We start from the raw sequence: 19,203 nt of genomic DNA on the forward strand, positions 1-19,203 counted from the left end.
TCGATTGGTGCCGTAACTTAAATGGTTGCGGGCGTTGGGGAAACCGGGGCATGTGCCCAACGGGAGATTCGGCAACAGGGAGGACTTTCGTTGGAGTACGCATCGCCAGAGGGCCGCGTGACGCCTTTTTCCGTCACCAACCGCTCGGTGCTGGCGATTGCCGTGCCAATGACCCTTGCCTACCTGACCACGCCCTTCATCGGCCTCGTCGGCACCGGCGTCGTCGGCCAGTTCGGCGATGCCGCCCTGCTTGGCGGTCTGGCCGCCGGTGCTGTTGCCTTCGACGTGGTCTTCACCAGTTTCAACTTCCTGCGCGCCGGCACGACCGCGCTGGTGGCGCAGGCTTTCGGCCGTGGTGATGCCTCCGAAGAGCAGGCGGTGTTCTGGCGCGCCGTGGTCATCGCCCTGATTGCCGGCATCGTGCTGGCGCTGACCGCGCCGTTGACCTCGATCGCCGGCCAATGGTTCATGCAGGCCGAGCCGCGCGTCAACGAAACGCTCGACGCCTATGTCCGCATCCGTATGCTGGGCGCGCCCTTCGCCCTGATCAACTACGCCATCCTCGGCTACATACTCGGGCGGGGCGAGGGTGGTTTCGCGCTGTTCCTGCAAGCGACCCTCAACGGCGTCAACATCATCGTCTCCATCCTGCTCGGGCTGCATTTCGGCTGGGGCGTCGAGGGCGTTGCCTGGGCCGCCGTTGCGGGTGAGCTTGCCGGCATGGTCATCGGCCTGGCGGTGTTGCTGCGGCGCTTCGGGGGCGAGCCCAGACTGGCACGCCGGCGCATCTTCGACGCGGCTGCATTCAAGCGGCTGTTCGTGCTCAACCGCGACATCATGATCCGCTCGCTGTCGCTGCTCATCGCCTTTGCGCTGTTCACCCGCCAGGGCGCCCAGTTCGGCACGGTGACGCTGGCTGCCAATGCGGTGCTGATGAACTTCTTCATCGCCGCCGGCTTCTTCCTCGATGGCTTTGCCGCCGCCGCCGAACAGCTTGCTGGCCGCGCCGTCGGTGCGCGCTACGAGCCGGCTTTTCGCAAGGCTGTCTATCTCTGCTCGATCTGGGGCTTTGCGCTGGCCGGCAGCATGACGGCGGCCCTCATGATCTTCGGCGCCGACCTGATCGTGCTGATCTCGACGGCGGAGGATGTGCGTGCGGCAGCGATCGCCTTCCTGCCCTGGGCAGCATTCACCGCGCTGAGCGGCGTGCTCGCTTTCCAGATGGATGGCATCTTCATTGGTGCCGCCTGGTCGCGCGACATGCGCAACATGATGGTGATTTCGCTGCTGGTCTTCATCGCGGCACTGCTGGTACTGCCCCAGACCTATGGCAATGCCGGCCTATGGGCGGCACTGCACCTGCTTTTGATCGTGCGCGGCGTCTGCCTTTTGGCGATCCTGAAGCCCAGGGCGCGGGCGACGTTTCAGAGCGGTGCCGCAGCCCACTGATCGAGCTTGCTGTCGCGCAACTCGGAGATGCTCTTGAGCCCCTCGCGGGTGGCAAAGTCAGACATGCCGCGCACGATACGCGCGGGCAGCGACGGACCGGCATAGACCATGCCGGTGTAGAGCTGGACGAGGTCAGCGCCGGCGCGAATCTTTTCCAGTGCCGTTTCGGTTGAATCGACACCGCCGACGCCGATGATGGCGCGTTGCGGGCCGAGCAGCTTGCGCATGCGCGCGAGCACTGCCGTCGAGCGGGCGAAGACCGGCTTGCCCGACAAGCCGCCGGTCTCGCCGGTATGGGTCGGGCTGCGCAGCGCCGGCCTTGTGATAGTGGTGTTGGAGACGATGACGCCGTCGATCGCCTTTTCTGTGACTTCGGCGGCGATGTCCTCGAGCTCAGCCTCGTGCAGGTCGGGTGCGATCTTGAGGAAGATCGGAACAGCATGACCAGCTTCGGCGCGGGCGATCATGACGCTGGCCAAAAGCTCGGCCAGTTGCTCGCGCGCCTGCATGTTACGCAGGCCCGGCGTGTTGGGCGAGGAGATGTTGACGGTCAGATACGAGGCATGGCGGGCGAAGCGCTTCACGCCGAGCACGTAGTCACTGATGCGGTTTGTGCTGTCCTTGTTGGCGCCGATGTTGACGCCGACGATGCCGGGCCGGCCGGCGCGGGCGACGAGGCGCTTTTCGCAGGCGTCGTGGCCCTCATTGTTGAAGCCGAGCCGGTTGATGACGGCGTCGTCCTCGACGAGACGGAAGATGCGCGGCTTGGGATTGCCGGCCTGCGGCAGGGGCGTGACCGTTCCGATCTCGGCGAAGCCAAAGCCGAGGCCGAGCAATGCATCCGGCACCTCGCCGTTCTTGTCGTAACCGGCGGCCATGCCGAGCGGATTGGGAACGTCGAGCCCGGCGATCTTCACCCGCAGGCGGGCATCGCGCGGGGCGCGGCCGCCGACCGGCAGGCCGCAGCGCAGCGCCTTGATCGACATGCCGTGAGCGGTCTCGGCATCGAAGCTGAACAGCAGATGCCGGCCAAGACGGTCGAATGCGCTCATGCTTCAAGCTCCGGAAAATCGTGGGCGCCATCGGCCTTGAGCGGCAGAGGGCGGACCCATTTGGCAGCGCTGGTCTCAAGTTGCGCGTAGAGATGCGGAAACAGTGCGCCGCCACGCGATACTTCGTACTTTAGCGCCGGGCCGAGGCGTTCGGCGTCGATAGCGATGAGCAACAGGTCTTCTTGCCCGGTGAAGTGCTTGGCGGCGGTTTCCACCACCTGTTCGGCGGTCGAGAAATGGATGAAGCCGTCGGCGAGATCGATCGGCGCGCCGGTGAAGATGCCGCTGCGTTCGGCCTCGCGCCACATCGCTTCGGGGCAGATCTTGTAGATGGTCTTCGTCATACGGGCGCTATAGGCTGAAAGCATGATGCGGGAAAGGGCAGCTTTCATTGCCCACCGCAATTTGGGCCCAATGCCCTCAGACAATGCGCACCGTCCGCGAATGGAGACAGCTATGCGCCGCGCCTTTTTGATGCTCGTTCCCCTCATTGCCGGCCTCAGCGCCGTACCGGCACTGGCCGCTGAAACGCAGCGCTACCAGATGGAAAAGACCGACAAGGGTTATGTCCGCATGGACACCCAGACCGGCGAGATGTCGATCTGCGAGGAGCGCGACAGCCAGCTGGTGTGCAAGCTGGCCGCCGACGAGCGGTCGGCCCTGCAGGACGAACTCGGCCGCGTGCAGACGGAACTGAAGGCGCTCGACGAGCGCCTGGTGAAGCTCGAGAGCTCGCTGACGGCCCAATTGGAATCGAAGCTGCCGACCGAAGAAGAGTTCCAGAAGAGCATGGGCTACATGGAGCGCTTCTTCCGCAGCTTCATGGGCATCGTCAAGGACATGGAAAAGGAAGAGCAGGCGCCGCAGACGGCACCCGTTCCGAACAAGACCTGAGCGGAATTTGCGGCTATCGGCCTGAAAGTTGAGCATGAATGGCCAACTCGCGGGGCGATTTGACTTTAGCTGCTTGAAAAGACGCCAGTGGGCCGCATAATCGCGCCCGACGGTCCAAGGCGCACAGAACGGTCGGGGCCTCGGGAGGGATATTTGCCAGCAGGCCACAAGTTCGTCATCGCGGACGACCATCCGCTTTTCCGCGGCGCTCTCAAGCAGGCCATTGCTGGGCTCGCCGACGTGTCGAGCGTGCTGGAGGCCGGCGACTTCGAGAGCGTCAAGGCGATCGTGGCGGCGAATGAAGACATCGACATCGTCCTGCTCGACCTGTCCATGCCCGGCGCCTCGGGGCTTTCCGGCCTGATCTCGCTGCGCGGCATCCACGCGACTGTGCCGGTCGTCATCGTCTCGGCCCATGACGACCCCGAAACCATCCGCCGCGCGCTTGAACTGGGCGCCTCGGGCTTCATCTCCAAGTCGGCGAGCATGGATGACATCCGCAGCGCCATAGAGGCGGTGCTGTCGGGCGAGATCTCGGCCCCCGGCGACATCGATCTCGGCGTCGAGCGCGATCCTGAGATCTCCGACCTGATCAAGCGCCTGCAGTCGCTGACGCCGCAGCAGACACGCGTGCTCGGCATGCTGGCGGAAGGCCTGCTCAACAAGCAGATCGCCTATGAGCTAGGCGTCTCGGAAGCGACCATCAAGGCGCATGTCTCGGCGATCCTGCAGAAGCTCGGCGTCGACAGCCGCACCCAGGCGGTCATCCTGCTGTCCAAGATCGGCGGCGAGCCGCGTCCGGCGGCGTGAGCATTTAGCAGACGATCACTCGGCGGCGTGGGCCATGCGCCGCATCCGGTTCATCATCGAACGCAGTACGGCCGGCTTGAGCGGCTTGTTGAGCACGGCGACGTCGATCTGGTCGGCGGCGGCGCGCACCTCGTTGGAGCGGTCGGCGGTGATCAGCACTGCGGGTGTCGTCTCACCATAGACCGTGCGCAGCGAGCGGATGACGTCGAGGCCGTTCTCGCCGTCGAGATGATAGTCGGCGAGGATGATCTCGGGCGCAGGCCCGTCCGGTTCGCCGGCAATGAATGCCGCCGTCCCCGAATAGGTCCTGACCTCGCAGCCCCAGCCTTCGAGCAAAAGCCGCATGCCTTCGAGGATGCGGGCATCGTTGTCGATGCAGACGACGGTCAGGCCGTTCAGCGCAGCCGCTGCCTGGATGCGGGGACGGGCGGTCGTTGCCGCCGGCAGCTCTTCGGCGGTGGTGACGGGCAGGATGACCGAGAAGCGGGTACCCTTGCTCTTGTGCGACTCGATCTGGATCTCGAGCTTCAGCACGCGCGCGATGCGGTCGACGATGGACAGGCCGAGCCCGAGGCCCTGGGCCTCGCGAATACCGTCGTCAAGGCGGGTGAATTCATGGAACACTGTGCCGAGCTTGTCGGCGGCGATGCCGATGCCGCTGTCGATGACCTGGATTTCGGCCAACTCGCCGCGCCGCCGCACGCCGACGACGACGCGCCCGCTGCGGGTGTATTTGATGGCGTTGGAAACGAGGTTCTGGATCAGCCGGCGCAACAGGTTGCGGTCGGTGTTGACCGCAAGCGTCGACGGCACGATCACCAACTCGAGGTCCTTGGCGCGCGCCATGGGCAGGAAATCGGTGCCGATCTGGCGCAGCAGGCCGTCGAGGCGGAAGACGGTCTCAGCCGGTTTCATCGCACCCGCATCGAGGCGCGAAATGTCGAGTACGGCGCCGAGGATGGTCTCGACCGATTCCAGCGAGGATTCGATATTGCGCGCGGCGATGCCGGCATTGCCCTTGCCGGCCTTCTCGATCAGCGACGAGCAGTAGAGGCGGGCGGCATTCAGCGGCTGCAGGATGTCGTGGCCGGCAGCGGCGAGGAAGCGCGTCTTGCCGAGATTGGCCTCCTCGGCCAGCATCTGGGCCTGCGCCAGCTCCTCGTTGACGCGGGTCAGTTCGGCGGTGCGGCTCTTTACCCGCTGCTCCAGTGACTCGTTGGCGCGCTTGAGAGCGAGGTCGGCGGCGACACGCGCCGAGATGTCGGTGTAGGTCGCGACGATGCCGCCGTCGGGCATCGGGTTGGAACTCATCTCGATGATCCTGCCGCTAGTCTTGAGCTCGATCTGCCAGGGGCCGCCGAAGCTGGTCAGCCGGTCGAGTGTCCGCAGCCGCGAGTTGGGCGGGATGTCGCCGCGAGCGACGAGATAAGCGAGGATGCGGTCGATCGAGACGCCGACCTGGCCCATCTCGTCGGGCAGGTCGAACAGCGAACGGTACTGGCGGTTCCAGCAGATGAGGCGGAAATCCTGGTCGAAGACGGTGATGCCCTGTTCCATCTGGTCGAGCGCGATCTGCAACAGGTCGCGGTTGTGCTGCAGCGCTTCAGTGGCGTCATCGAGCAGGCGGAAGGTATCCTTGGAGGAATTGTCGCCGCGCTTGAACAGCAAGGACAGGATCAGCCGCGCCGACGAAGAGCCGACGGCACTTGCCATCAGCTGCTCGGAAAAGCGGATGACATCCATGCCGGCGGGGTCGTTGCCGTTAAGCTTGCTGCCGCTCTCGTTCTGGAAGGTCTGGAACGAGCGCTCGGTGCGCTCGACGCCGAGATATCTGGCAATGGTGTCCTTGAGGTCGTTGACGGTGATGGTGGTGCGGAAGCGGCGCAGCGACGGCATTGGGCTCGAGTCGCGCGGCACGAAGATCGAGGCCTGGATGCGTTCGAGCGGCACGGATGCGCGCGACAGCGAGCCGAAGACCAAGAACAGCGTGTTGATGGCCAGGCTCCACAACACGCCGTGATTGAGCGGCTCGGCCGAGGTGCCAAACAGCGCCTGGGGCCGCAGTGCTTCGATGCCGAATAGCCCGTCGGTGATGATCGAGGTGTCAGGCGCGGCGAGTGTCGGCAGCATCAGCGTATAGCACCAGACCGCGATGCCAGCGGCCATGCCGAGTGCGGCGCCCCTGGCGTTGGCGCGGCGCCAGATCAGGCCGCCGATGAAAGAAGGCGCGAACTGCGCGATCGCGGCGAACGACATCAGGCCGATCGAGGCGAGCCGCGTGTTGGTGGTGCTCTCGCGATAGTAGAGGAAGGCGACGAACAGGATGATGAAGATCGAGGCGCGGCGGATGTTGAGGATGATCGCCGACCAGTCCTCGGTGTCGCCCGACTTGAAGGTGATCAGGCGGCGCACGAAGATCGGGATGACCAGGTCGTTGGAGATCATGATCGACAAAGCGACGCTGGCAACGATCACCATGGCGGTAGCCGCCGACAGGCCGCCGATGAAGGCGATCATGGCGAGCAGGTCCTGGCCCTTGAGCAGTGGCAGCGACAGGACGTAGAGGTCGCTGGTGGTGGCGGTGCCGACCGTCGACAGGCCGGCGAAGGCGATCGGCAGCACGAACAGGTTGATCGCCACCAGATAGGCCGGGAAGACCCAGGTTGCCGTGCGCAGCTCGCTCTCGCTGCGGTTCTCGACGATCATGACGTAGAACTGGCGCGGCAGCATGATGATGGCGAAGCCTGAGATGACGGTGACCACCAGCCAGGTACCGAGCGAGGTGCCGTAGCCCATGGCATCGCCGACCTGCTCGGTGGCGCCGAAGCTGCTCAGCATGTCGCCGGGGCCGTCGAACAGCGCAAAGGTGACGAACAGGCCGACGGCGAGGAAGGCGATCAGCTTGACGATCGACTCGACGGCGACAGCCAGCACCAGCCCGTTCTGGTGTTCGGTGGCGTCGGCGTGGCGGGTGCCGAACAGGGTCGCAAACAGCGCAAGCAACAACGCCACGATCAGCGAGATGTCGCTGACGAAAGGATCGAAGGACGGCGGCGACCCCGTGTAGTGCTCGACCATCAGGCTGACCGAGCCGGAGATCGCCTTGAGCTGGAGCGCGATGTAGGGGATGGCGCCGACGGTGGCGATCAGGGTGGCGATGGAGGCGACGGCGAAGCTCTTGCCATAGCGCGCGCCGAGGAAGTCGGCGATCGAGGTGATCTTCTCGGCCTTGGCGAGCTTGATGATACGGCTGAGCAGCGGGAAGCCGAACATGAACACCAGCACCGGGCCGATATAGATGGCGAGGAATTCGAGCCCGCGCTCGGAGGCCAGCCCGACCGAGCCGAAGAAGGTCCAGGACGTGCAGTAGATGGCGAGGCTGAGTGCGTAGATGAACGGGCGCGGCCGCCCTGGTCCCCCGTTCGCAGCCCGGCGATCGCCGATGCTCGCTATGGCGAACAGCAGCGTGACATAGGCGACTGCGATGAGGACGACGGCCAGTCCCTGCACTGCGTTCTCACTCCCTCGGAAATGTCTGTTTCCGTTGCAGTGAGGCAATCACAGCTGAGCCGGCAAGTCCATTATCCTTGTCTCCTATGCCGGCCGCGCCGGCGCTTGCATGGGCGGGGTTTTGCAACCGGCGGTTTTTGCTATGGTGGCAACGTGCGGCGACGGTTGGTGGGGAACGATTCGCCTTTCTGCAGATCGTGAACGGAGGGTTCAATGCTAAAGGAATTCCAGGAGTTTATCTCCAAGGGCAATGTGATGGACTTGGCCGTCGGTGTCATCATCGGCGGCGCATTCGGCCTCATCGTGTCATCGTTGGTCGGCGACATCATCATGCCGATCATCGGCATGGCTGGGAGCGCGGATTTCTCGAACTACTTCCTCCCGCTTTCGGATGCGGTGACCGCGACGTCGCTGGAAGAGGCGAAAAAGCAGGGGCCGGTCTTCGCGTACGGCAACTTCCTCACCGTTGTCATCAACTTCGTGATCCTTGCCTGGATCATCTTCCTGATGGTCAAGGCTGTGAACACCATGCGCAAGAAGCTCGAGAAGGAGAAGGCGGCAGAGCCGGCTCCGCCTCCTGCGGCCGACGTGGTGCTCCTCACCGAAATCCGCGATCTTCTGGCCAAGAAGTAATCGCGCTGGCATCCAGAAAAACCCCCGCGTGGCTTGGCCACCGGGGGTTTTTTCATGGCCTCGGGCACGCTAGGAGTTGATGACAGCAACTCTTCGCCTGGGGTGACCATGAGCCTTCTCGACGCCGTTCGCATTGAGGCCCGCAGCGCTCCGATGAGCGGCATCGAGGCGGTGGCCAATTATGGTCGAGACCGCGCCGGGTTGATCCCGATGTGGTCGGGTGAGGGCGACATGCCGACGCCGGCCTTTATCAGCGATGCGGCGGCGCGCGGACTTGCCAATGGCGAGACATTCTACACCTGGCAGGCCGGCATTCCGGAGCTGCGCCAGGCGATCGCGCGCTATTACCAGCGCCACTTCGGCAAGGACTTCGGCGCCAACGAATTCATTGTCACCGTCGGCGGCATGCAGGCGATCACCATGGCCCTGCAGGTGACGGCGGGCGCCGGCGACGAGGCCGTCTATCTGGCGCCGGCCTGGCCGAACTTCGCAGGTGCTGCCGGCGTTGCCGGCGTCAGGCCGGTCCCGGTGCTGCTCGACATGACCGACAATGGCTGGAGCTGCGACGTCGAGAAGATCGCCGCCGCCATCACACCGCGCACCAGAGCGATCTTCGTCAACTCGCCATCCAACCCGACCGGCTGGACCGCCGACCGCGAGACGCTGCAGGCGATCCTCGACCTGGCGCGCCGGAAGAACCTCTGGATCATCGCCGACGAGATTTACGCGCTGTTCCACTATGACGGCCGCCGCTCGGCGTCCTTCATGGACATCATGGACCCTGAGGACAGAATCCTGTTCGTCAACACCTTCTCCAAGAACTGGGCGATGACCGGCTGGCGCGTCGGCTGGCTGAAGACGCATCCGTCGCTGAGCCGCACCTTCGAGAACCTGGTGCAATATTCGAGCTCGGGCGTGGCACAGTTCATGCAGCGTGGCGGCATTGCCGCCCTCGACGAGGGCGATGCCTTCATCGCCGAGCAGGTCGAACGTGCCCACAAGGCGCGCGACATCGTCTGCAGTATCCTGGGCGAGACGGGTAGGGTGCGTTTCAACGTGCCGCCGGGCGCCTTCTACCTGTTTTTTGCGGTCGACGGCATGAAGGATGCGGAGGCCGCCGCCTCCGACATCGTCGACAAGGTTGCCGTTGGCGTCGCCCCGGGCACGGCTTTCTCGGCCGGTGGCGAAGGGTTCCTGCGCCTTTGCTTCCACCGCCGCCTCGACCAGGTCGAGGAGGCGTCGCACCGGCTGGCCAGGTGGATCAAGGATCAATAGCCCGATGGACGAATCCAAGGCTCCAGATGCAGAAAGGCCCGAAACCTGACCGGTTCCGGGCCTTTCGAATGAGATGAGGCTGAAATCAGCCGCCCGACTGCGGCACCAGCAGCGAAACGATGCGTTCGCTCTTGGGAACTTCGGTGTGGCCCTCGGTGCGATAGGGAATGCCCAATGCGTTCCAGGTCTCGACCAGTGCCTCTTTGAGCTCAGCAACCAAGGCATCACTGTGGAACGGCGTCGGCGTGATGCGCAGGCGTTCGGTGCCGCGCGGCACGGTCGGGTAGTTAATCGGCTGGATGTAGATGCCGTGGACGCCAAGTAGGCGGTCGCTGGCCATCTTGCACAGCTCGGGATCGCCGACCAGGATCGGCACGATATGGGTTGCCGACTCCATGACAGGCAGGCCGGCATCCGCCAGCACCTGCTTGGTGTGCGTCACCTGGCACTGCTGGGCGTCGCGCTCGGCCTGCGAATTTTTGAGGTGCCGGATCGACGCGGTGGTCGCTGCGGCGATCGCCGGCGGCAATGCCGTGGTGAAGATGAAGCCCGGTGCATAGGAACGGACGGCGTCGACGACCGAGCGGGTCCCGGTGATGTAGCCGCCGAGCGTGCCGAAGGCCTTGGCCAGCGTGCCTTCGATGATGTCGATGCGATGGGCAAGGCCTTCGCGCTCGGTGATGCCGCCGCCGCGCGGACCGTACATGCCGACCGCATGGACCTCGTCGATATAGGTCATGGCGTTGTACTTCTCGGCGAGGTCGGCGATCTCGGCGATGGGGGCAATGTCGCCGTCCATCGAGTAGACGCTCTCGAACACGATCAGCTTGGCGCGCTCGCGGCCGGCGGCCTGCAGCAGGCTTTCGAGGTGGGCGACGTCGTTGTGGCGGAACACCTTCTTTTCGGCGCCAGAGCGGCGCACGCCCTCGATCATCGAGGCGTGGTTGAGCTCGTCGGAGAGGATCAGGCAGTTCGGCAGAAGCTTGGCAATTGTCGAGATCGCAGCTTCATTGGAGACGAAGCCGGAGGTGAAGACGAGGCCTGCTTCCTTGCCGTGCAGGTCGGCGAGTTCATGCTCGAGTTCGACGAGCGGATGGTTGTTGCCGGAGATGTTGCGCGTGCCGCCGGCGCCGGTGCCCATGTTGCCGGCTGCCTTCTGCATCGCCGCCACCACGTCGGGGTGCTGGCCCATGCCGAGATAGTCGTTCGAGCACCAGACGGTGATTTCCTCGGCTTTGCCGTTGGCGCGCCAGATGGCGCGCGGGAACTTGCCGACGATGCGCTCGAGATCGGCGAACACGCGATAACGGCGCTCGGCGTGAATCTGGTCGATCGCTTCTTCGAAAAACCGCTGGTAGTTCATCTGGACGTCCCAATTTTTCAACCGTGAGCATAATCAACGGCCGGTTCGGCGTCCATCGACCGTTTTTGGTCAAAATGCCACGCCCTCGACGTCCCAAACGACCATGGAACGCCCAAAAGTCCCTTGATGTGGATCAAATTCCACTGCGGCCAAATGGTCAACGTGATCGGGTCGCGAAAGTCCTATCTCGCATTCGCCGGTATTGTCAGGCTACACAGGGCCCGACGTAATTCGATGCGGAGTGTTGCTATGGCGGTATTGGTAACGGGCGGGGCGGGCTACATCGGCAGCCACATGGTCTGGGAACTGCTCGATGCGGGCGAAAAGGTCGTCGTGCTCGATCGGCTGTCGACAGGTTTCGATTGGGCCGTCGCGCCCGAGGCCACGCTGGTCAAAGGCGACGTCGCCGACAAGGAGCTGGTCGGGCAACTGATCCGCGAGCATGGCGTCGACGCGATCATCCATTTCGCCGGCTCCATCGTGGTGCCGGAATCGGTTTCCGACCCGCTCGGCTATTACGAAAACAACACCTGCAAGACGCGCAGCCTGATCGAGACGGCGGTGCGCGAAAAGGTGAAGCACTTCATCTTCTCTTCGACCGCTGCCGTTTATGGCGCGGCCGGCATGGAGCCGGTGGTTGAGGACGCTCGGCTTGCGCCGGAATCGCCCTATGGCCTGTCCAAGCTGATGAGCGAATGGATGCTGCGCGATGCGTCGGCAGCCCATCCGCTGACCTACACCGCGCTGCGCTATTTCAACGTCGCCGGCGCCGATCCCAAGGGGCGCACCGGCCAGTCGACCAAGGGTGCAACGCATCTGATCAAGGTCGCCTGCGAGACCGCGCTCGGCAAGCGCGGCTCGATGCAGGTGTTCGGGGAGGATTATGCGACGCCCGACGGCACCTGCGTGCGCGACTACATCCACGTTTCCGACCTCGCCGCCGCGCATCGGCTGGCGCTCGCGCGCCTGCGCGCCGGCGGCGGCAACCTCGTCGCCAATTGCGGCTACGGCCACGGCTATTCGGTGCTCGAAGTGATCGACAGCGTGCGCCGTGTCCATGGCGCCGACTTCACCGTAAATATGTCCGCCCGCCGGCCGGGCGACGCGGCCTCCGTGGTCGCCAATGCGGATCTGGCGCGCGGCGAGCTCGGTTGGGCGCCCAAGCACGACGATCTCGACGCGATCGTTGGCGACGCGCTCAACTGGGAAAGGCTGCTCAGCCGCAAGAACTCTTCCGTTATATAAGCTGCAGGTGGTGGATATCCGCCGCCCTGTCTCGATAATTGCAGCGCCAGGCGTTATGGGTGGCAAAGGGGCCTGACCCCGCACGGTGAAAGGTTCCCGCCAGAGCCTGGTGCATCGGCCATCTTCGGCATCGCCGATGCGCAAGAAAGAGTTGGAGCGTCCTTTCCGCGTGCTGGGGCACTGCGCGACGCTCCAAGGGGTGGCAGCATGAAGATACTGGTTCTCGGCGCGGGTGTGGTCGGAACGGCGGCAGCCTATTACCTAGCGCGCGACGGCCATGAGGTCACGGTCGTCGAACGCCACCCGGCGGCCGCACGTGGCACGAGCTATTCCAATGCCGGGCTGGTCTCGCCGGGCGATGCCACGGCCTGGGCCTCGCCGGCGGCGCTGAAGACCTTCATCCGCTCGCTCTACACCTCCGATCTCGGCATCAAGGTCAGGCTCAGGCTCGACCCCTATTTCTACGCCTGGAGCCTGCGCTTCCTGCGCCAGTGCACGACGGCACGGCTGCGCGCCAACAGCGAGGTCAAGCTCAGGCTCGCGCTCTATTCGCGCCAGTGCATCAACGAGATCTCCGACGAAGCCGGCATCGGCTATGACGACCGGCGCAAGGGCATCCTCTATTTCTTCCGATCGCAGAAGAGCCTAGACGAGGGCAGCGAGAACTATCGTTTCCTCGCAAAACACGGCCTGCCGATCGAGATCGTCGACCGCAACCGCATGGTCGAGCTGGAACCCGGCCTGGCTGCCGCCAAGGATGGCATTGCCGGCGGCGTCTATTCGCCGATGGATCAGACCGGCGATTCCCGCATGTTCGTCGAGAAACTCGCCACTTATGCCAGGGAGCGCCTGGGCGTGACGTTCATGTTCGACACCACGGTCGAAGGGCTGGTCGTCGAGGGTGACCGGGTCAGCGGGGTGATGACGCAAGGCGGCGTGCTGGCCGCCGATGCGGTGGTCATCGCCATGGGGCCGGAGAGCGGGCTGCTCGGTCGACGCCACGGCATCGACCTGCCGGTCTATCCGGTGAAGGGCTACACCGCGACCGTGCCGCTCGAGGTTCCCGAAAAGGGGCCGACGATGGGCGGCGCCGACGAGGACAATCTGATCGCCTATTCCAGGCTTGGCGACCGCCTGCGCCTCGCCGCGACCGCCGAATTCGCCGGTTTCGACCGCAGCTACAAGCCGAGCGACTTCGCCCGCCTGTTCAAGGCCGGGCAGGAGCTTTTCCCCGGAGCCTTCAATCCGCGCAAGGCCGTGGTCTGGGCTGGTCTCAGGCCGATGATGCCGGGTTCGGTCCCGGTCATCGGCCAGGCCCGCTACAAGGGGCTCTACCTCGACACCGGCCACGGCCATGTCGGCTGGACCATGGCCTGCGGCTCCGGCAAATTCCTTGCCGACCTGGTGGCGGGGCGCAAGCCCGACATCGATCCACAGGGGCTGGTCTACGGGGGCTAGGGCATGTCTGGACCGCAAGTCGCCATCGATCTTGGTCGCATCGAGCGCAATGCGCGGGCAGTCGTCGAACGCGCGGCCCTTTCCGGCATCAAGGTGTTCGGCGTCACAAAGGGCAGCTGCGGCATGCCGCAAGTGGCACGCGCCATGTTGCGCGGCGGCGTGTCGGGGCTCGCCGAGTCGCGCTTCGAAAACATCCGCCGGCTGCGTGAAAGTGGCATCGGCTGCCCCATCATGCTGTTGCGCAGCCCGCCGATTTCGCGCGTCGAGGAGGTGGTGCGCACCGTCGACATCAGCCTGCAGTCGGAGCTCGAGATCATCCGCGAGATATCGCGCATCGCCCAGCGCATCGGCCGCGTCCACGACATCATGCTGATGGTCGATCTCGGCGACCTGCGCGAGGGCATCTGGCCGAATGACCTGTTGCCGACTGTCGAGCGCGTGCTCGAACTGCCCGGCGTGCGCATCGCAGGTCTCGGCACCAACCTGACCTGCTTCGGCGCTATCATGCCGACGGAGGACAACCTCAACCAGCTCGTCGCTTATGCCTACAAGATCGAGCGGCTTGCCGGCATCAGCCTCGACTGGGTGTCGGGAGGCAATTCGTCGTCGCTGCCGCTGCTGTTGGAAAACAAGCTGCCGGCCGGCATCAACAATCTGCGCATCGGCGAGGCGATCCTGCAGGGCGGCTACGAGACCTTCAGGGAGGAGCCGTGGCGGGAGCTGGAGTTCAACGCCTTCCGGCTCACCGGCGACCTGATCGAGGTCAAGGTCAAGCCGTCGCTGCCGATCGGCGAATCCGGCTATGACGCCTTTGGCAACCAGCCGGTGTTCGTCGACGAGGGCGACCGGCTGCGCGGCATCGCCAATATCGGCCGCGAGGACACAATGATCGAGGGGCTGGTGCCGATCAACCCGGGCGTGAGGGTGCTGGGCGCGTCGAGTGACCATCTCGTGCTCGACATCACCGAGGCCGAGCCGCCGCTTGTCGTCGGCGACCGTGTCAGCTTCCACATGAACTACGGCGCGCTGCTGACGGCGATGACCTCGGAATATGTCGAGAAGGCGCCGATGCACGACATCGCCGATTTCACCGGCCGGCGCATGGTCTCAATCGTTGCCGACGGTGCCGCCGGGTCGCTGCTTGCGCGGCAGTCGGCCGGCACGCGGCTCGAACAGATGCAGTTCGATGTCATCGAGATCGCCGATGCCGAGCATCCACCGGTAGGCCTCGTCAGGCTGCATGCCGGCGCGGACAGGCATACGGCGTCGAAAGCGCTGGAGGCCACCGCCGAGGCAGCGCACTCCTTCGGACTGATCTGGATCGATTCCATTGCCGCGCTGATGCCGGAAGGCGAGGAGGGTGACGAGGCGCCGGAGCGTTCGGTGCTGGCGCGCGTGCTCGGCCTTGACCACAAGCCCGGCGCGCTGCAGCCGCAGCTTTCGCCCGAAAATGTCGTGCTCGTCGGGCTGCGCGAGGCCGATCCGGCGGAGGTGCGCATCCTCAAGGATTCGCGTGTCACCGCTTTTACCATGGCCGAGGTCGACGGCTCCGGCATGCGCGAGGTGATGCGCGAGGCGATCCGCATCGCCTCGTCGGGCACAGTCGGTTTTCATGTCAGCTATTCGCCATCGGCCACCGAAATCCCAGGCTGGGCAACCGGTTCCGGCGGCATGACGGTGCGCGAGACCCACCAGGCGATGGAGGCGATAGCGCTTTCGGGCGGCATGCTGTCGATGGACGTATCGGGATTGGACGCGGATACGGAGCCGCGCGTCGCCACCGAAGCGATCAACTTCGTCATGTCCGCCTTCGGCAAGAGGATCCTCTGATCAGCGCCGGCGCGCGCTCTGCCTGGTTTCGTAGATATACTGCAGGGCGATGATCACGGCTGCGATGACGAGATAAAAGACCGACACCACCAGCAGCACCTCGATGGCCTTGTAGGTCTCGGAGATGATGACGGTTGAGGCCGCCGTCAGCTCGTCGATGGCGACGAGGCTGGCAAGCGAACTGCCCTTGACCATCTGGATGGCATTGGAAAACAGCGACGGTGCAGCCAGCCTGTAGGCCTGCGGGATCATCACTTTCCAATAGGTGGCAAAAGGTCTGAGGCCTAGCGCCTTGGCGGCGTCGAGCTGCCCTAGGGGAATACTCTCGAAGCCGGAGCGCAGGAATTCGAGATTGTAGGCGGTCGAGGCGAAGATCAGGCCGATCAGCGCCGACGGTACGGGTTCGAGATAGATGCCGAGCCGGGGAAGGCCGTAATAGAGCGCAAACAGCAGCGCCAGAACCGGTGCCGCGCGGGCAAAGAAGCTGTAGCCGATGATGGCGCGGCGAAACGCACCCTTGGGCCGCTGCATGTAGATGGCCAGCGGCAGCGCCAAGATGTTCGACACGATGATGACGACCACCGAGATGAGCAGCGTCATCACCAGCCCGTCGAGCAGCATCTGCTGGTAGGTAGGGTCGAGCAGGATGTTCATCGCGCCACCGCCTGTTTCGGTTTGCGCTCGTTGAAGACGAGCAGCGGCGTGACGATCAGGATGTAGAGACCGACGGCGAGCGTCAGGAAAATGAAGGGCGCGTTGGTGGCGGCGATGCCCTGTTTGGTGACGTAGAGGATCTCGCTGACCGACACGGCGGAGGCGATCGACATGCGCTTGACCGTGCCGATGGCGTAGGTGATCCAGCCCTTGCGCGCCAAGGGCAGAACCTGCGGGATCAGCACGCGCAGGAACGCGATCCGCTTCGGCAGGCCGAGCGCGAGGCCCGCCTCATACTGGCCGAACGGCACGGCCTTTAGCGCGCCCTTGAACACTTGGTAGTCGAAGGCGATGCCGACCAGCGTGAAGGCGATGATTGTCGAGCCGATGGGGCCGAAGTCGACACCGATCTGCGGCCCGCCGAAGAAGAACAGGAACAGCACCACGAGCTCCGGCACCGAGCGGAAGAAGGCGCTGAACGCCTCGATGCCGTTTCGGAGCCAGGATTTTTCGCGGCCGTAGTGGACGAGGGACAACAGCAGGCCAAAGACCGCCGACAGGGTGAAGACCACTGCCGACAGCCCAATGGTGAGGGCCGCCGCAACCAACAGCCGCGGCAGCCACGCAAGTGCTATTTCCATGTCCCGCCGTCCCTCGCGGAGGCCCTTTTACTGAGCCTTCGACCAGTCGATGGAGGCGCCGAACCATTTATCGGCCAGGCCCTGCAGGGTACCGTCCTTGCGCCAGGTCTCGAACTGGGCGTCGATGGCATCGGCCAGCGGCTTGTTCTTGTTGCTGACGGCAACGCTCTGGGTGATGGTCGTCAGCAGGTCGTCCAGCGTGACAGCACCGGTCAGCTTGCCCGACTTGGCCAGGTATTTCGGGCCGAGGAAGTCGTGGGCGGCGAAATCGATGCGGCGGTTCTCGAGGTCGAGGAACAGCTCGGTCGCGCCGGGATACTCACGGCTCTTCGTGACACAGTCGGCCGGAAGCTTTTCCTTGGTGACCTTCTGGAAGGCGCCGCCGCGCACCGCGCCCATGGTCTTGCCGCAGACATCCTTCCAGCTGGCGATGCCGGTATCGGCTTCGCGGCGGGTGATGGCCGCGCCATTGACGATATAGGGCGACAGCAGGAAGAAGTCTTTCGAAGCCAGGCGCTCCGGCGTGCGTGTCACGCCAGAGGCGATCAGGTCGAAGCGGCCGGCGCTCAGGCCAGGCAGCAGCCCAGCGAAGTCGAGCTTCTCGAACTTGGCTGTGAGGCCGAGCTGCTTGGCGACGAGATTGACGACGTCGATGTCGAAGCCTTCAAGCTCGCCCGCGGCATTGGTCATGCTGAAGGGCGGGGCAGAGCCCGAAGTTCCGACGGTGATGGTGTCTGGTGCAACCAGGGCGGCCTTGTAGTCCTGTGCACTTGCTGCGCTCACGCCGAAAATCGCAATGAGGGCCAGCAGGGCTGTCCGCGCAATTCCCATGATCACTCCTTTAACGGGCTGCTTGAAAACAGAATGTTTGCGTTATATCGCAAATTGCTAAAGCCACCAAGGACGGCGGCCAATTTGGATACAATAGTTTCTGGAGAATCTGTTTCTCAAGAACGGCCGTTCCGAAAGTTCGAGGGTTTGTGGAATGGAACTGCGTTTCAAGCTCAACTACCTGTATCAAGGGCAGAATTCGCCGTTTCTGCACGCCGTCGACGCCGGCTATTTCGGCGACCACGGCCTGTCCTGCAGTTTCGTCGAGGGCTTCAGCTCGTCGCTGGTGACACGCGCACTGGTGGGAGGTGAGGCTGACATCGGATACGGCGATGTATCCTCTGTTTTCGAACGGGCGCTGCGAACGGGCGAAACCGAGATCTCCTGTCTCGTGCAGATCTATGAGCATACGCCCTGCTGCCTCGGTTATATCTCGGACGGCAAGCAGCTGAAGCTCGCCGATGTTCCCGGCAGCACGCTGTGCGGCCCGAATGGCGACACCTCGGCGCGGCTTCTGCCGCTGCTGCTCAAGCGCAACGGCTTGGCGCCCGACAGCTACACCTATCTCGGCGTCCAGCCGGAGGAGCGCGACCGGCTGGTGGCGTCCCGCTCGGTGCTGGCGGCGACCTGCTTCGACGCGACGTTGAAATTTGCTATGCAGATGCGCGGCTACGATGCCAGCGGTCTCGACTTCCTCTATTTCGCCGACAACGGGCTCGACATCTATTCAGGCGCGCTGGTGGCGCTGAATTCGGTGCTGGAGAAGGATCCTGGTCTCGCCGGCAAGCTGCAGGCGATCACGCGGCAGGCCTGGCACGATTGCCTGGCCAATCCGCAGCTCGGCGTCGATGCGGTGCTCAGGCGTTCGCCCGACATGGACCCCGAGATCGTGCGCAGCCAGCTGACCTGGATCCTTGAACGGCAGGTCTTCCCCGATGGGGCGCGGCCGATGGAGTTCGATTTCGGCGGCGCCAAGATGGCCGACACGCTCGAATGCGCCACCTACTCCGTCGGTGCCGAGGCCAAGCGCAGCGCCGACGGGCTGGCGGCCGAGATCTGCCTGAACTAGCCGGTCTGGAAGTCGCCCGGCTGCGGCGGGGCGATAGGGGTGAACAGGGTGCGGTCGGGCTTGATGTCGATCAGCGGCGTGCCGTCGAGGCAGTCCATGCCGCGCACCGACAGCACATTGCCATCCAGGCCGACCAGCTCGACGATCTGGGTGCCAATCGGGTTGGGGCGGACGGGCGAGCGCAGCGAGAAGGTGCCGCGCGCGGTGCCGTCATTGGCCGGACTCTGGCGCACCAGGTCGCGGCGGGAGAGGTGCAGCCAGTAGAGGACTTCGAGACGGGCGAATTGTGCGACGCCCTCAAGTGCGGCCACCCAAGGCTCGAAGATCTCGATCTGGCAGATCGGGCCGTCGGCGCGACCCTGGCGTGGGGTCAGCAGGCGGGAGTCCCAGGGCGTGCGGATGCGGCCGATGAAGTAGATTTCGGCATCATACCCAGAGGGTAGCGCGACGGCGCTTTCGCCGTCGCGGATTTCGTTTTCGCGGACCACG

The 19,203-nt window shown here is 64.4% G+C and carries 17 protein-coding genes; 9 read left to right on the forward strand and 8 right to left on the reverse strand.

Going from position 1 to position 19,203, the window contains the following annotated elements; genetic code table 11:
• Window positions 1-21 precede the first annotated feature (21 nt).
• Window positions 22-1,449, forward strand: a complete 1,428-nt coding sequence (locus ACSQ3E_RS28630; RefSeq protein WP_436125266.1) for an MATE family efflux transporter — start codon at window positions 22-24, stop codon at window positions 1,447-1,449.
• On the opposite strand, the gene ACSQ3E_RS28635 is transcribed toward ACSQ3E_RS28630, so the two are convergent.
• Window positions 1,425-2,501 carry a quinone-dependent dihydroorotate dehydrogenase gene (locus ACSQ3E_RS28635; protein WP_436125267.1) on the reverse strand — a complete coding sequence of 359 codons (1,077 nt, stop codon included), beginning with the start codon at window positions 2,499-2,501 and terminating at the stop codon, window positions 1,425-1,427. The two genes, ACSQ3E_RS28630 and ACSQ3E_RS28635, sit on opposite strands and share 25 nt — an antisense overlap.
• Window positions 2,498-2,845, reverse strand: coding sequence for a DUF952 domain-containing protein (locus tag ACSQ3E_RS28640; protein WP_436125268.1), 348 nt, complete (start codon window positions 2,843-2,845; stop codon window positions 2,498-2,500). Before ACSQ3E_RS28640 ends, ACSQ3E_RS28635 begins: the two co-directional genes overlap by 4 nt.
• A gap of 112 nt (window positions 2,846-2,957) precedes the next feature.
• Here ACSQ3E_RS28640 and ACSQ3E_RS28645 point away from each other — a divergent pair, with 112 nt between their 5' ends.
• Window positions 2,958-3,395, forward strand: coding sequence for a hypothetical protein (locus ACSQ3E_RS28645; protein WP_436125269.1), 438 nt, complete (start codon window positions 2,958-2,960; stop codon window positions 3,393-3,395).
• A gap of 153 nt (window positions 3,396-3,548) precedes the next feature.
• Complete coding sequence (locus ACSQ3E_RS28650; protein ID WP_310329279.1) at window positions 3,549-4,205, forward strand: response regulator transcription factor; 657 nt, start codon at window positions 3,549-3,551, stop codon at window positions 4,203-4,205.
• 15 nt (window positions 4,206-4,220) lie between these two features.
• On the opposite strand, the gene ACSQ3E_RS28655 is transcribed toward ACSQ3E_RS28650, so the two are convergent.
• Complete coding sequence (locus ACSQ3E_RS28655; RefSeq protein ID WP_436125270.1) at window positions 4,221-7,715, reverse strand: PAS domain-containing hybrid sensor histidine kinase/response regulator; 3,495 nt, start codon at window positions 7,713-7,715, stop codon at window positions 4,221-4,223.
• Between the two features lie 213 nt (window positions 7,716-7,928).
• On the opposite strand from ACSQ3E_RS28655, the gene mscL reads away from it, so the two are divergent.
• Both mscL and ACSQ3E_RS28665 read left to right on the forward strand, forming a co-directional pair.
• Window positions 7,929-8,348: a large conductance mechanosensitive channel protein MscL gene (gene mscL / locus ACSQ3E_RS28660; RefSeq protein ID WP_436125271.1), complete on the forward strand. Its 420-nt coding sequence runs from the start codon at window positions 7,929-7,931 to the stop codon at window positions 8,346-8,348.
• Window positions 8,349-8,456: 108 nt separating this feature from the next.
• On the forward strand, window positions 8,457-9,623 hold the full coding sequence (locus ACSQ3E_RS28665; RefSeq protein WP_436125272.1) for a pyridoxal phosphate-dependent aminotransferase: 1,167 nt from the start codon (window positions 8,457-8,459) through the stop codon (window positions 9,621-9,623).
• Window positions 9,624-9,708: 85 nt separating this feature from the next.
• Here ACSQ3E_RS28665 and hemA read toward each other — a convergent pair whose 3' ends face one another.
• On the reverse strand, window positions 9,709-10,986 hold the full coding sequence (hemA, locus tag ACSQ3E_RS28670; protein ID WP_436125273.1) for a 5-aminolevulinate synthase: 1,278 nt from the start codon (window positions 10,984-10,986) through the stop codon (window positions 9,709-9,711).
• Window positions 10,987-11,235: 249 nt separating this feature from the next.
• Between hemA and galE the strand changes: the two genes are divergently transcribed.
• The 3 genes from galE (at window position 11,236) to ACSQ3E_RS28685 (ending at window position 15,519) form a co-directional block, all read left to right on the forward strand.
• Window positions 11,236-12,231: a UDP-glucose 4-epimerase GalE gene (gene galE / locus ACSQ3E_RS28675; RefSeq protein ID WP_436125274.1), complete on the forward strand. Its 996-nt coding sequence runs from the start codon at window positions 11,236-11,238 to the stop codon at window positions 12,229-12,231.
• Between the two features lie 207 nt (window positions 12,232-12,438).
• Window positions 12,439-13,689 carry a D-amino acid dehydrogenase gene (locus ACSQ3E_RS28680; RefSeq protein WP_436125275.1) on the forward strand — a complete coding sequence of 417 codons (1,251 nt, stop codon included), beginning with the start codon at window positions 12,439-12,441 and terminating at the stop codon, window positions 13,687-13,689.
• 3 nt (window positions 13,690-13,692) lie between these two features.
• The gene (locus ACSQ3E_RS28685; RefSeq protein WP_436125276.1) at window positions 13,693-15,519 is read left to right on the forward strand and encodes an alanine racemase; all 1,827 of its coding nucleotides are present in this window, start codon (window positions 13,693-13,695) and stop codon (window positions 15,517-15,519) included.
• Here ACSQ3E_RS28685 and ACSQ3E_RS28690 read toward each other — a convergent pair whose 3' ends face one another.
• Genes ACSQ3E_RS28690 through ACSQ3E_RS28700 form a run of 3 tightly spaced genes read right to left on the reverse strand, consistent with a single transcriptional unit; the run spans window position 15,520 to window position 17,597 of the window.
• Window positions 15,520-16,173 (reverse strand): amino acid ABC transporter permease, encoded by a 654-nt coding sequence (locus ACSQ3E_RS28690; RefSeq protein WP_436125277.1) that lies wholly within the window; start codon window positions 16,171-16,173, stop codon window positions 15,520-15,522. It abuts the gene before it with no gap.
• A complete protein-coding gene (locus tag ACSQ3E_RS28695; RefSeq protein WP_436125278.1) occupies window positions 16,170-16,814 on the reverse strand; it encodes an ABC transporter permease subunit in 645 nt (214 codons plus the stop codon). The genes ACSQ3E_RS28690 and ACSQ3E_RS28695 overlap by 4 nt, the downstream gene beginning before the upstream one ends.
• 27 nt (window positions 16,815-16,841) lie before the next feature.
• The gene (locus ACSQ3E_RS28700) at window positions 16,842-17,597 is read right to left on the reverse strand and encodes a substrate-binding periplasmic protein (RefSeq protein ID WP_436125279.1); all 756 of its coding nucleotides are present in this window, start codon (window positions 17,595-17,597) and stop codon (window positions 16,842-16,844) included.
• A gap of 202 nt (window positions 17,598-17,799) precedes the next feature.
• On the opposite strand from ACSQ3E_RS28700, the gene ACSQ3E_RS28705 reads away from it, so the two are divergent.
• Window positions 17,800-18,714 carry an ABC transporter substrate-binding protein gene (locus tag ACSQ3E_RS28705; RefSeq protein WP_436125280.1) on the forward strand — a complete coding sequence of 305 codons (915 nt, stop codon included), beginning with the start codon at window positions 17,800-17,802 and terminating at the stop codon, window positions 18,712-18,714.
• On the opposite strand, the gene tsaA is transcribed toward ACSQ3E_RS28705, so the two are convergent.
• Window positions 18,711-19,202, reverse strand: a complete 492-nt coding sequence (tsaA, locus tag ACSQ3E_RS28710) for a tRNA (N6-threonylcarbamoyladenosine(37)-N6)-methyltransferase TrmO (protein WP_436125281.1) — start codon at window positions 19,200-19,202, stop codon at window positions 18,711-18,713. The genes ACSQ3E_RS28705 and tsaA overlap by 4 nt on opposite strands.
• Window position 19,203 lies beyond the last annotated feature (1 nt).

The organism is Aminobacter sp. LjRoot7 (assembly GCF_964252895.1).
GTDB classification, from domain to species: Bacteria; Pseudomonadota; Alphaproteobacteria; order Rhizobiales; family Rhizobiaceae; genus Aminobacter; species Aminobacter aminovorans_B.